Origin of the sequence: Xanthomonas bonasiae (genome assembly GCF_014836395.1) — a bacterium.
GTDB classification, from domain to species: Bacteria; Pseudomonadota; Gammaproteobacteria; order Xanthomonadales; family Xanthomonadaceae; genus Xanthomonas_A; species Xanthomonas_A bonasiae.
Genome location: NZ_JACSQX010000001.1, coordinates 220,271 through 232,454, shown reverse-complemented (window position 1 = coordinate 232,454; position 12,184 = coordinate 220,271). Strand labels below are relative to the sequence as shown.

Annotated in this window: 12 protein-coding genes and 1 other RNA gene; 6 read left to right on the top strand and 7 right to left on the bottom strand. The window is 69.4% G+C overall.

The window, feature by feature from the left end; genetic code table 11:
• Positions 1-97 precede the first annotated feature (97 nt).
• Positions 98-520: a ferric iron uptake transcriptional regulator gene (gene fur, locus H9658_RS01055; RefSeq protein ID WP_179565169.1), complete on the bottom strand. Its 423-nt coding sequence runs from the start codon at positions 518-520 to the stop codon at positions 98-100.
• A 103-nt stretch (positions 521-623) separates the two neighbouring features.
• Here fur and H9658_RS01050 point away from each other — a divergent pair, with 103 nt between their 5' ends.
• Positions 624-1,022: an outer membrane protein assembly factor BamE gene (locus H9658_RS01050; protein ID WP_179565171.1), complete on the top strand. Its 399-nt coding sequence runs from the start codon at positions 624-626 to the stop codon at positions 1,020-1,022.
• Between the two features lie 27 nt (positions 1,023-1,049).
• On the opposite strand, the gene H9658_RS01045 is transcribed toward H9658_RS01050, so the two are convergent.
• Together H9658_RS01045 and H9658_RS01040 are read right to left on the bottom strand one after the other, a co-directional pair.
• Positions 1,050-1,313 carry an RnfH family protein gene (locus tag H9658_RS01045; RefSeq protein ID WP_179565173.1) on the bottom strand — a complete coding sequence of 88 codons (264 nt, stop codon included), beginning with the start codon at positions 1,311-1,313 and terminating at the stop codon, positions 1,050-1,052.
• Positions 1,310-1,741: a type II toxin-antitoxin system RatA family toxin gene (locus H9658_RS01040; RefSeq protein WP_191824049.1), complete on the bottom strand. Its 432-nt coding sequence runs from the start codon at positions 1,739-1,741 to the stop codon at positions 1,310-1,312. Before H9658_RS01040 ends, H9658_RS01045 begins: the two co-directional genes overlap by 4 nt.
• 60 nt (positions 1,742-1,801) lie before the next feature.
• Here H9658_RS01040 and smpB point away from each other — a divergent pair, with 60 nt between their 5' ends.
• Positions 1,802-2,305, top strand: a complete 504-nt coding sequence (gene smpB / locus H9658_RS01035; protein ID WP_003467984.1) for an SsrA-binding protein SmpB — start codon at positions 1,802-1,804, stop codon at positions 2,303-2,305.
• A 78-nt stretch (positions 2,306-2,383) separates the two neighbouring features.
• On the opposite strand, the gene H9658_RS01030 is transcribed toward smpB, so the two are convergent.
• The gene (locus H9658_RS01030; RefSeq protein WP_191824264.1) at positions 2,384-4,624 is read right to left on the bottom strand and encodes a S8 family serine peptidase; all 2,241 of its coding nucleotides are present in this window, start codon (positions 4,622-4,624) and stop codon (positions 2,384-2,386) included.
• Between the two features lie 674 nt (positions 4,625-5,298).
• On the opposite strand from H9658_RS01030, the gene ssrA reads away from it, so the two are divergent.
• Together ssrA and H9658_RS01020 are read left to right on the top strand one after the other, a co-directional pair.
• Positions 5,299-5,650: a transfer-messenger RNA gene (gene ssrA, locus H9658_RS01025) on the top strand.
• 630 nt (positions 5,651-6,280) lie between these two features.
• On the top strand, positions 6,281-6,454 hold the full coding sequence (locus H9658_RS01020; RefSeq protein ID WP_179565175.1) for a hypothetical protein: 174 nt from the start codon (positions 6,281-6,283) through the stop codon (positions 6,452-6,454).
• A gap of 265 nt (positions 6,455-6,719) precedes the next feature.
• On the opposite strand, the gene H9658_RS01015 is transcribed toward H9658_RS01020, so the two are convergent.
• Positions 6,720-7,304: an FMN-dependent NADH-azoreductase gene (locus tag H9658_RS01015; RefSeq protein WP_191824048.1), complete on the bottom strand. Its 585-nt coding sequence runs from the start codon at positions 7,302-7,304 to the stop codon at positions 6,720-6,722.
• Between the two features lie 120 nt (positions 7,305-7,424).
• On the opposite strand from H9658_RS01015, the gene H9658_RS01010 reads away from it, so the two are divergent.
• Positions 7,425-8,453 carry a LysR substrate-binding domain-containing protein gene (locus tag H9658_RS01010; RefSeq protein ID WP_191824047.1) on the top strand — a complete coding sequence of 343 codons (1,029 nt, stop codon included), beginning with the start codon at positions 7,425-7,427 and terminating at the stop codon, positions 8,451-8,453.
• A 288-nt stretch (positions 8,454-8,741) separates the two neighbouring features.
• On the top strand, positions 8,742-9,716 hold the full coding sequence (locus H9658_RS01005; protein ID WP_179565177.1) for a GGDEF domain-containing protein: 975 nt from the start codon (positions 8,742-8,744) through the stop codon (positions 9,714-9,716).
• Positions 9,717-9,991: 275 nt separating this feature from the next.
• On the opposite strand, the gene H9658_RS01000 is transcribed toward H9658_RS01005, so the two are convergent.
• Together H9658_RS01000 and H9658_RS00995 are read right to left on the bottom strand one after the other, a co-directional pair.
• On the bottom strand, positions 9,992-11,443 hold the full coding sequence (locus H9658_RS01000; protein WP_191824046.1) for an efflux transporter outer membrane subunit: 1,452 nt from the start codon (positions 11,441-11,443) through the stop codon (positions 9,992-9,994).
• Positions 11,437-12,171: an SDR family oxidoreductase gene (locus H9658_RS00995; protein WP_191824045.1), complete on the bottom strand. Its 735-nt coding sequence runs from the start codon at positions 12,169-12,171 to the stop codon at positions 11,437-11,439. Before H9658_RS00995 ends, H9658_RS01000 begins: the two co-directional genes overlap by 7 nt.
• Between the last annotated feature and the right edge of the window lie 13 nt (positions 12,172-12,184).

Sequence of the window (12,184 nt, the reverse complement as noted above, 5' to 3'; positions counted from 1 at the left end):
GCCAGCGCCGATCCAACCTGCCGCACGCAGCGCCAACGGCGGCGGCCTGCGGCGATGACTCTAGGTCGAGCGCGAACGCGCCCGCTCGGGCGGCAGCTCAGCCCTTCTTGCCGGCCGGGCGCTTGCTGCGCACGTACAGTACCAACGAGTGCTCTTCCAGTTCGTAGCCGTGATCGGCGGCGATCTTGCGCTGCAGTTCCTCGATCTCGGCGCTTTCGAACTCGATGACGTTGCCGGTATCCACGTCCACCATGTGGTCGTGGTGGCCGCCGCGGTCCAGTTCGTACACCGCCTGGCCGCCTTCGAAATTGTGCTTGAGCACCAGGCCGGCCGCCTCGAACTGGGTCAGGACGCGGTACACGGTGGCCAGGCCGATCTCGTCGCCGTGATCGAGCAACTGGCGGTAGATCTCTTCCGCGGTCATGTGGTGGCGCGCCGACTTCTGCTCGAGCAGCTCCAGGATGCGCATCCGGGGATGCGTGACCTTCAGGCCGACTTTGCGCAGATCGTGGGATTCCATGGCGTCTCCGTTCATAGCTGGTTTAGCGCCAGCTGCCTCGGGATGGGTCGCGGCGGTCGTCGGGAGTGTATCATCGACCCGATTTCCCTCAGTACTGTCCCCGATGCGCAATCTCTTGCTGGTCGCCGCTGTTGCCCTGTCCACCGCTGGCTGCGGGATCATCTACAAGCAGCCTATCTACCAAGGCAACCTGATCAAGCAGGGGGCCGTCGATCAGCTCAAGGTCGGCCAAAGCAAGCAGCAGGTCAACGCGCTGCTCGGCACCCCGTCGATCCCGGATCCGTTCCATGCCCAACGCTGGGACTACACCTCGACCGAGCGCCTCGATCGCCTCGGCCGGACCGAGATCAAGAATTTCGTCGTCTATTTCGACAACGACACGGTGACCCGCTGGGAAGGCGACTATTTCCCGGACAACGATTCGGAGCTGGCCAAGAACAGCGTGCGCCAGTTCGGCCGCAACCTGGCCAAGGACAAGAAGAAGCAGCGCCGCAGCGAGTAAGCAGCGCCGGCAACGCGCCTGGCGGCGCTAGCGCGGTTTCGCGCGCCGCCGCCGGGCGTCCTTCGGATCGGCCAGCAATGGCCTGAGCACTTCGACCCGGTCGCCATCGTGCAGGAGCTGGGTCGGCGCGGCGACGCTGCCATGGATCGCGCAGGGCATGCCCGGCGTCGCCTCGGCCAAGGCCGCTGCGCTCAACGCATCGGCGACGGTGGAACCTTCGGGCAATTGCAGCGTGCGCGCGACGAAGCGCTCCGGCCAGGCCAGCACCACCTCGACCCGCAGCCCGCTCATGCGTCTTCGCGGTCGGCCACGCGCACGAAGTCGTTGACCATGCGGTCGGCCAGGCTCTGGAAGCCCAGCGCCAGCGCCGGCCCGAGCAACCGCGAGGCCGGCTCGAAGTCCAGCGTCAGGCTGACCTTGCTGGCATGCTCGTTGAAGCCCTGGAACTCCCACTGCCCCTGCAGGCGCTTGAACGGGCCGTCGCGCAGCAGCATATCGATGCGGTCGGGGCGCTGCAGCCGGTTTTCGGTGGTGAACCAGGTGCGGAACGAGCCCACGCCCAGGTCCAGCCGCGCCACCAGGTACTGGTCGCTGTGCTCGAGCACATGCGCCGCATCGCACCAGGCGAAGCGGCGCGGATAGGCGGCGACATCATTGACCAGGTCGAACATGCGCGTTGCGGGGTGTTCGACCAGGGCGCTGCGGCGGATGATAGGCATTCGGTGCGGGGAAAGTGGACCAAGACGTTCGGGAGGCCCCGAATCGGAGACAATAGCAAGATGAGCAAGAAACCCGCCAAGGATAAAGCAAACGGCGCGACGGCCAACAAGACCATCGCGTTGAACAAGCGTGCGCGCCACGAATACCACCTGGAGGACCGCTACGAAGCCGGCCTGGCCCTGCAGGGCTGGGAGGTCAAGTCGATCCGCGCCGGCCGCGCCAACATCGGCGAGAGCTACGCGTTCGTGCGCCAGGGCGAGCTGTTCCTGTTCGGCGCGCAGTTCACCCCGCTGATCCAGGCCTCCACCCACGTGGTCGCCGACGACCGCCGCACCCGCAAGCTGCTGCTGCACCGGAGCGAGATCGACAAGCTGATCGGCCGCGTCGAGCGCGACGGCTACACCCTGGTGCCCACCGCGATGTACTGGAGCAAGAACAAGATCAAGCTCGAGATCGCGCTGGCCAAGGGCAAGCAGGACCACGACAAGCGCGACGCCGCCAAGGACCGCGACTGGGCCCGCGACAAGCAGCGGATCATGCGGCGGCACAATAAAAATGCGTGATTGGGGATGACGGGATTGGGGATTCGCGGTGCGCCGCCTTTGCCAATCCCTAATCCCAAATCCCGAATCCCCGCCCCATCACGTCCCGCCAAGCATCCGCATCAGGCTCGGCAACCCGCGGCCCTGCATGTAGGGATCGCGCTGCAGGTCCAGGCACTGGTCCAGCAGCAGTTGCTTGACCCGGTCCGGGAAGCCGATGAACTCGCGGCGCACCGACAGGAACGCGGCGATCAGTCCGGACACGTGCGCGGCCGCCATGCTGGTGCCGCTCATCTCCACCATCCAGGTGCTGGGGTCATCGGCGTCGTAGCGATGGTGGGCCGAGACGATCTTCTCGCCCGGCGCCACCAGGTCCGGCTTGTGCCGGCCATCGGCGGTCGGGCCGCGCGAGGAGAAATACGACACGCCATAGCTGTGCGGGCTGCTCTTGTGCACCGAGCCCACCGCCAGCGCCTCCTCCAGGTTGGCCGGGTCGCCGATGCTCAGGTCCAGGTTCATCGGGTAGGCCTGCCCATCGTCCTGCATCAGCCAGGCCAGGCCGTCGTTGCCGGCCGCGATCACCACCACCACGCCCTGCCGCCACAGCCGACGCAGTTCGTTGCACAGCGGGGTGAAGCCGCAGCCGTAGCTTTCCGCATCGAAGTAGCCGCCCAGGCTCAGGTTGACCCCGTGGATGACCAGCTCGCCGGCGCGCTCGTTGATCTCGGCGACCTGCTGCACGCCCTTGATGATCCACGAGTCGCGGCCGTTGCCGTCGTCGTCCAGCACCTTCAGCCCGTACAGCCGCGCCTGCGGCGCCATGCCGGCGAAGCGCAGTGGCGTGGCCGGCGCCGCCCCGGGCAGCGGCGCCTCGCACTGCCCGGCGATGATCCCGGCCACGTGGGTGCCATGGCCGTTGCCGTCCAGCGCGGCGAAACCGGCGCCGTCGCGGTGGCGCAGTTCGCGGGCGCGGCCGCGCTGCGTGCAGTCCCATTGCGCCAGCACCGTTTCCGGCAGACCGGGCTGCTGGAAATGCGGATGCGCCGCGGCGATGCCGCTGTCCAGCACCGCCCAGCCGATGCCGGTGCCGAGCGCGCGGTACGCCACCTGCGCCGCGTCGGCCTGCACGGTGCTGCGCGACTGGTAGATCAGGGCGCGCTTGCCGGCGTCGCGCCACAGCCGTTTCAGGCTCAACGTGCGATAGCGCTCGCGCAGGCTTTCGATCTCGAACCGGGTCAGGCGCGCCGACACGTAGCGCTGCAGCGTGTCTTCCAGCTCGATCGCCGCGTCCAGCGCCTCGCCGTGCAATCCGGTGGACGCCTGGGCCAGCTCGCGCAGCGCCGCGACCAGGTCGCGCTTCAACTGCGCCGGCTCGCGCGCGTCCGGCAGGCGGTCCAGTTCGATCAGCACCTCGTGGCGATAGTCCGGCGGGTGCGCCTCCAGTTGGTCGGACAGATCCTTGATCAGCACCGGATGCGCGATCGGCTGATCGAAGCCCACGCCCACCGCGCGCCGCACCTCGGCGCGGACCTCGGCGATGGACAGATAGCCGGAGCCGGAATGCGGATTGCGTTGCCAATCCGGGTTGATGCGCGACCCGGCGATGTTGTGGAAGCGCCCCTGCGCATCGGCGATGTCGTCGCTCAGATCGTCGTCCAGCGCCACCGGATCGCGCCGCTCGGCGACGTTGACCCAACGCTTCACGCAGGCCGGAAACGGCAACTTCTCGGTGCCGGTCCACTGCTTGAACATGCTGCGTACCACCGGCAGGCCCAGCGGCGACCCCAGGGTCAACAGCAGCGACACTTCGCAGCCCTCGGCCTCGAACTCGCGCAGCACGTCGTAGGCGATCAGCGAGCCCTGGCTGTGCGCGACCACCACGAACGGACCGCCGCCGGCGCGCATGCGCTGCAGCAGGCTTTCGCGCATCTGCGCGCGCCGCGCCGGCACGAAGAAGAAATCGTGCACGTCCTGCAGCAGCGCGGCGGAGATCAGTTTCAGCAGCATCCGGTTCAGCACGTCGATCGGCCCCTGCGCATGCAGGCCGGCCGCCTCCGGCGCGGCGGCCTGCACCTCGTCCAGCAACTGCCGCAGGCGCGCGCGTTCGGCGTCGCTGCCGGCCAGTGTATCGGCCAGTTGGCGCAGATCGGCCAGCTGCGGCACCACGCCCAGCGCGCCGAGCACCCGCTGCTCGGCCTGGTTCAGCGCCGGGCCGCGGTCCTGGTCCTGGCAACTGCCCGGTTCCGGCGACGGATAGCGCTCGCGGCTGACCCAGTACGCCATGCGCGTGCGCTCGCCCATCTCGCGGCCGAACAGAGCACGATCCCACTGGCAGCGCAGCACCTCGGCCGGCGGCTTGTTGCCGATGCCATGGATGTAGATGACCGTGCGCGCCTGGCCCTGTGCCAGCGAGCCTTCGCCGGTGGCCTTGGGCCTGGTGGTGCGCGCAGGCGCCTGAACGCTGGCGGCGGTGGCGGCATCTGTGCCGCGATGAGACGACGGCGCGCGCTTGGCGGCGGCGTCCGGCTTGGCTGCCCCGGATCTACCCGTCTTGGGCTTGACTGTCTTGGGCTTGGCCGCCTTGGGCGCGCCTGTCCTGGATCTGTCGCCAGCCACTGCCTTCGCCGCGCTGCGCCGCGCCGGCCCGCTCGACCGAGCGGCCGTCTTTCCCGCGCTCTTCGCCTCGACCCGCTGCGTGGCGGCCTTCTTGGGCTTGGCCTTCTTCGCCGCAATGCCCTGCCGTGCAGGCCCTGCCCGGCCGGCCGGGACGGACGCGTTCGCTGGTTTCGCTGCGGCGACCGCTGCCGCGGCTGCTCGTTTCCCATCGCGCCCGCCGTCGCGCGCACGCTGTTGCCTGGTTGCCATCGCGGTGCTCCATGCCTGGGGGAGATCCGTCGGCGCCTACCGCCAGCTGCCGCGCCGAGTGAAGCCAGCTTAAGCCGCCCCTGTCGCAAGACTTGTGACTGCCCTCCCCGATCCCTACACTGTGTCGGTCAGCGTTTTACGTTTTCCCCGGGGGTGCACTGGTTTCGACGGGGGTTGCAAAATCGCTTGGCGCATGCCGAGGGGGCCGCTTTCCTCGTAAATCCAGCAGCAAACTTATAGTTGCCAACGACGACAACTACGCACTGGCCGCTTAAGGCCTAGCCCCGAAATCGCTTGTGTCCGTGCTCGCGACGTAGGGTCATTATCACGGAATCGCCGGTGGTGGCTGCCTGTCAGCCATTGGCTAAATAAAGCAGGCTGGTCCCGGGATGCGCTTCGCACATCGTGCTGTTCCGGGATGAGATCCAACGATGAGCTAAGCATGTAGTGCCGGGGATGGAGTGCCTTCGGACGGCGGTTCGATTCCGCCCACCTCCACCATCTGAACGTTCGCAGCAATTCGCGGACGTACGACAAGGGTCGGATTTTCCTGGATTCCAGGGCAATCCGGCCTTTTTTGTTTGTCCCCCCGCCACCGACAGGACGCCGTTGACGGCACAGCGATGTATCTGCGGGGGGCTCCGGGATAGGCGCGGCCATCGCGGAGCGACCGCGACGGGCAGGCTTCGCAGCGAACCGCGTCGCCCAGCACGTCGGTTCGATGCTGCAAGCGAGCGGATCGGAGTTGCTGCGAGTCGTTACGGGAGCGCCGGTAGCGCACGGCGCAGCCGAAGATGGCAGACGCCCAGCGGTGGGGCATCTGCAACACGTCGAAAGGAAATGGTCCAGCCGCGGATGCCTGCACCCTTGAAGCAGCCCTGAGATTTTACCTACGGCCGCACAGCTGGTAGGGCAAGGATGCGGCAGGCACTGTTAGGAACATGTCCTCGCGGCATGTCGGAACGACGACATGCGCGGGGCGGCATCCAGACTTGCGTTGCGGATCCCACAATGGACGGTGTGTGGCGCTGCGCCGCCCGAAGAAACGCAGCCAGCCCAGGCCGATGCCGGCGACATACCCATCACGCGCGGCCTGTACGGTGACGGCATCGATTGCCACCCTGGTGCGCCATGCAACTGACCCGCGAACAACTGCGCATTCTGCAAGACATCCACGCCACGAAGCCGGTCACCGAAGAAGAGGCGAACTGGGCGGTGCGCGAAAACCACGCGGCGCAAGGCGAAGACGGCGACATCGCGCTCAGCCCGCAGGGCATGCGCCTGATCGACGGCGAAACACCGTAGAGCACCCACGGCGCCGGCTGGCGCCGGCAACGGCCGCGCGCGGTGGCATGGACGCCATCGGATCGACGGGCGCATTCCGATCTCTGCGGCATGGCCCACGCAGTCTTGGCATCGAGGCCATGCTGGCTGTGCCGACGCTCTGCGCGAAACACGCGCCACTCCAGCACACATGCGAAAGCGGCCGGGCCTATTTGCGCCGACCGCTCTTGCCTCACCGATGCCCCGCTCTACCGGCAGACGTCCCGGCAACGCGCGAAGCGACGGTTCACGCCGCCTCGCGCAACAGGCCGCCGATGCCCGCGATCGCGCCGCCGATCGCCTGGCTGCGGTGGTCCTCGCCCATCGCCACGCCTTCGGCGCGGACGAACGCGATGTCGGTGATGCCGAAGAAGCCGAACGCCGCGCGCAGGTAGGTCTCCTGGAAATCGTTCGCCGCCGCCGGGCTGCCTGCGCTGTAGATGCCGCCGCGCGAGGACGCGACGATCACGCGCTTGCCGCCGGCCAGGCCTTCCGGACCGGCTGCGCCGTAGCGGAAGGTCTTGCCGGCCACGGCGAGGCGGTCGATCCAGGCCTTCAGCGAGCTGGCGATGCCGAAGTTGTACATCGGCGCGCCGACCACGACGACGTCGGCGGCCAGGAACTCTTCCAGCACCTGGCTGTTTTCGATGGCTGCCGGGTCGGCATCGCCGGCCGGCGGCGCCCAGTGGCTCAGCGGCGCGGCGTGCACGTCGCGGTAGGCGACGTCCACGCCCGGATGCGCGGCGACGAACTCGGCGACGATGGCCGCGGTCAGGCCGCGCGAGACGGAATGCGCGCCGAGCGCGCTGCTGTCGATGTGCAGGAGTTTCATGGAGGTTCCTTTGCGTTGGCCGCGAAGCGGCATGGCGGAGACGATACGCGCGAAACAATCGAACGATTAGTCCGCCTGAAGTACACTGATCGTTCGCAACTAGAAACGATGATCCCGACGATGGACGGCGTCCTGCACGACCTCAACGATCTGTATTTCTTCGCCTCGGTGGTCGAACACGGCGGATTTTCCGCCGCCGGGCGGGCGCTGGGCCTGCCCAAGTCGCGGCTGAGCAAGCGCGTCGCCCAGCTCGAGGAGCGGCTCAGCGTGCGCCTGCTGCAGCGGACCACGCGACGCTTCGTGGTCACCGAGGTCGGCACGCGCTTCTACCAGCATTGCCGCGCGGTGCTGGAAGAAGCGCGCGCCGCGCAGGAGGCGGTCGACGAACTGCGCACCGAACCGCGCGGGGTGGTCCGGGTCAGCTGCCCGGTGTCGCTGGCGCAGAACGTGCTGGGCCCGATCCTGCCGGCGTTCCTGCTCGCACACCCCAAGGTGCAGGTGCGGCTCACCGCGACCAACCGCCGCGTGGACGTGATCGGCGAAGGCTACGACGTGGCGATCCGGGTGCGCGACAAGCTCGATACCGATGCCACCCTGGTGGTGCGCAGCATCGGCCATGCGCGCGGCATGCTGGTGGCCAGCCGCGCGTTCCTGGACGCGCAGGGCCGTCCGCAGACGCTGCAGGAGCTGGCCCGGCTGCCGGCCTTGTCGATGTTCGAACACGAGGGCGCGCAGCTGTGGGAACTGCTCGACGGCGACGGCAACAAGACCGCGGTGGAGATGACGCCGCGGCTGGTCAGCGGCGATTTCTCCGTGCTCATGGCCGCGGCCGTACAGGACTGCGGCGTGGCGCTGCTGCCCGAGGAATTCTGCGCCCCGCTGCTCGCCAACGGCATGCTGGAATGGGTGTTGCCGGACTACAGCACCGCCCAGGGCCTGCTGCATTTCGTCTACCCCAGCCGCCGCGGCCTGCTGCCGGCGATCCGCAGCTTCGTCGATTTCCTGGCCGAACGCCTGCCGCAGGCCACGTTCCACCACGACTGCCAGCGGCTGGCGCCCGACCCGAGCCAGGCCGCCAGGCCGCACACGGCCCGCGTCGCCAGCACCGGGCCCGCGGCGGCAGCTGCGCCTATGCCTGTGCGGGAGTAAAACGCGCGAGTGCGACGCCGGCGCTGCGCCGGCTCACGCCTTGCGCCGATACGGGGCAAGGCGAACCGGCACGCGGCCACGACCGGGGCGACGCCAGCTGCCTCGCGATCTCCCCGCCCTGCCGCACTCACGCAGCCGATGCGGCGGACGGCACAGAATTTGCCTGTTCACTGCGACCCTAACGCAGCGCGATGCCCGCATGCACGCCTTTCTCCCCGTTCCCCAGCGTGTCGTTGCCAAGCCGATAGCGCTCGCCACGCAGAGCGCCGTCCGGCCGTGAGCGCATCGATGCGCCGGCACTTCCGGCTCGGCATCATCAAGATCCTGGGGCCGACCACCGCCGCGGTGCTGCTGCTGTTCGGGGCCTATCAGTGGCTCCAGGGCCATGCCTGGAGCGCCGCCGCCGGCGCCACGCTGGCCGGCCTGGCGGCGCTGGCCACCTCGCTGGCCTTGCGCCGCGGCGACGGCCGCATGGACGCGCTGCTGACCCTGAGCTGGTTGCTGGGCAGCGCGCTGGCCAGCCATGCCCTGCACCAGGCCGCGGTACCGTGGCTGTACCTGGCGATGATGAGCAACTTCTTCGTGGTCGCGCGCGGCGTCGGGCTGGCCTGCAACGCCACCTTGATCGTGATCATGCTGGTCACCCCGGGCACCCTGCTCGGCACCGAGCACACGTTCTCGCTGCTCGCGGTGTCGCTGCTGATCACCGGCCTGGGCTACGTGCTGTCGCTGCGCCTGGAGGGCGACCGCGTGCAGCTGGAACAGCTGGCGTCGAACGACGCGCTGACCGGGCTGCCGAACCGGCGCATGCTGGAACGCAGCCTGTCGCAGCGCGTGGCCGATGCGCGCCGCAAGCCGCGCCGGCATGGGCTGATCGTGATCGACATCGATCACTTCAAGGAGGTCAACGATCTCTACGGACACGCCGCCGGCGACCGCACGCTGGCCGAGCTGGCCGCACTGCTGCGCTTCCAGGTGCGCGCGCCGGACGAGGTGTTCCGCTTCGGCGGCGAGGAATTCGTGGTGGTGACGCGCGTGCAGTCGCGCAGCGAGCTGGCCGCCTTCACCAAGCGCCTGCACCAGGTCACGCGCGAGGCCTTGCGCGGCCCCGGCGGCCGCATCAGCGTCTCCCTCGGCGCGGCCATGCTGTGCGGCGAGCAACACTGGCAGGATTGGTTCTCGCGCGCGGACGCGGCGCTGTACCACGCCAAGAACGGCGGCCGCGACACCTACGTGATCGCCGACGACCTGATCGAGGGCTGATCGCGGGCGCCGGTGGTGCGCCAGCGGGCCGCACTGCCGCCGATGCCTGGGCAGGGCGGCAGGATCGGCATCGACCTGCAGGGCGATCTTGCCGCCATGCGCGGTCGCACCACCCTCTGCCGCGCAGCTGCCGCGGCATGCCGGCCGCAGCGCCCTCGCCTGCCACGCGCTGCTCAGTCGCGCTGGGCGTTTTCGCTACCGCCCAACGCGACTGGGGTCGCTCCGCCAGCGAGAGACCGGCGGCCGTGAACAGCAGCGAGAAAACGCCCAGGCGGTCAGCGCGGAACTGGCGCCGGCGCAGGCGGCGTCGCCAGCGCCACCTCCGGCGGCAGCACCGCATCCTGGCCCCAGCCGCCGAGCGCCTTGTACACCCGCACCACGCCGACGTTGACCGACGCCTCGGCATCGGCCAGGGCATCGTCGGCGGACAGCTTGGTGCGCTGCGTATCGAGCAGGGTCAGGAAATCCTCCGACCCCTCGCGGTAGCGCAATTGCGCCAGCGCTTCGGCACGGCCCGCCGCTTGCGCCTGTTCGGCGACGATCGCCAGCCGCGCCTGCTGTTTGGCGTAGGAGGTCAACGCGTTCTCGGTATCCTCCAGCGCGCCGAGCACCGCCTTCTCGTAGTCGGCGGCGGCACCGTCGGCCTGCGCCTCGCTGGCGCGCAGCCGCGCCCGCACGGTGCCGAAGTCGAACGCCGCCCAGCTGATCGACGGGGTCAGCGACCAGGCCTTGCTGCTGCCCCGCAGCAGCGAGCCGGCATCGCCGGACAGGAAGCCGACGAAGCCGCTGAGGCTGATCCGCGGGAACAGGTCGGCGGTGGCCACGCCGATCCGCGCCGTCGCCGCCGCCAGCCGGCGCTCGGCGATGCGCACGTCGGGACGCCGGCGCAGCAACTGGGTGGTATCGCCCAGCGGCAGCGCGCGCGCATAGGCCGGCGTCGCGCGCGGCGCCAGCAGCTCGTCCAGCGCGCCGGGCGGGCGGCCCAGCAGCACCGCCAGCCGATGCCGGGCCTGCGCTTCGCTGACTTCCAGCAACGGGATGTCGGCCTCGATCGCCTTGAGCCGGGCGCGGCTGCTCTGCACGTCCAGTTCGCTGCCGGCGCCCAGTTGCCAGCGGGTCTCGGTCAGGCGCTGGGTATCGCGCAGGTTGTCCAGCGTGGTGCGCGCCACCGCGATGCGCTTCTGCGCGCCGCGCAACTCGAAGTAGTTGCGCGCCACTTCCGCGGCCACGGTGACCTGCGCATCGGCCATGCCGGCCTGTTCGGCTTCCAGGTCGGCGCGCGCCGCCTCGGTGGCGCGGCGCTGGCGCCCGAACAGATCGAGTTCCCAGCCGGCATCGAAGCCCAGGCTGTAGCTCTCGGTCAGCACCCGCGCGCCGCCGGCGTCCGCATCCGGCGCCTTGCCGCGGCTGTAGTCGCCGTTGGCGGTGACGTGCGGCGCCTGGTCCAGGCGCCGTTCGGCGAAGACCGCGCGCGCCTCGTGCACCCGCGACAGGGCGATGCGCAGGTCGAGGTTGGCGACCAGGCTCTGGTGCACCAGCTGTTCCAGCACCGGGTCGTCGAACTGCGCCCACCACGATGCCACCGGCGAGGCGGTCGCGAACACCGGTGCCGCCGCGCCCTGCAGCGTCACCGGCGCCTGTTCCGGGGCGCGGTAGTTGGGGCCGACGCTGGCGCAGGCGCTGAGCAGCGCCAACGCCAGCGCGCCGATCGCGGGACGGATCACCATGGCAGCACCTGGCCCACATGGGTGTAGCTGCCGGTCGGGCCATCGGCGTCGAGCAGCGCCATCATCACGCTGCTGCGCGCGCCGTCGGCCACTTCCAGCTCGCCCTCGCCGGAATTCATGTCGGTCTTCACGTAGCCGGGGTGGATGGTGTTGACCTTGATCGGGGTGTCGCGCAGTTCGTAGGCCAGTTGCACGGTCCACGCGTTCACCGCGCTCTTGGACACGTTGTAGGCCGGCACCTTGAAGTCGTAGATCGGCGAGCCGGGCTGGCTGTGCAGGGCGAGCGAGCCGAGCAGGCTGGACACGTTGACGATGCGCGCGGCCGGCGCGGCGCGCATCAGCGGCAGGAATGCCTGGGTGACGGCGATCAGGCCGAACACGTTGGTGTCGAAGGTCTTGCGCCAGGTCTCCAGGCTCTGCTGCGAGACCGCCAGCTTCATATCGTCGATCATGATGCCGGCGTTGTTGACCAGGATGTCGAGCCGGCCATGGCGCGCCTGCACCGCCGCCACCGCGGCGGCGATGCTGGCGGCGTCGGTGACGTCCAGGGTCAGCGCCTCCACCGGCAAGCCCTCGCCCTGCAGTTCCAGCGCAGCGGCCGTGGTGCGGGTGGAATCGCGGCCGGCCAGCAGCGTGTGCACGCCGGCCTCGGCCAGCTGGCGCACGGTATGCAGGCCAATGCCGCGGGTGGCGCCGGTGACGAGGGCGATCTTGTGGGTCGTGTTCATGCGGATGTCCTGA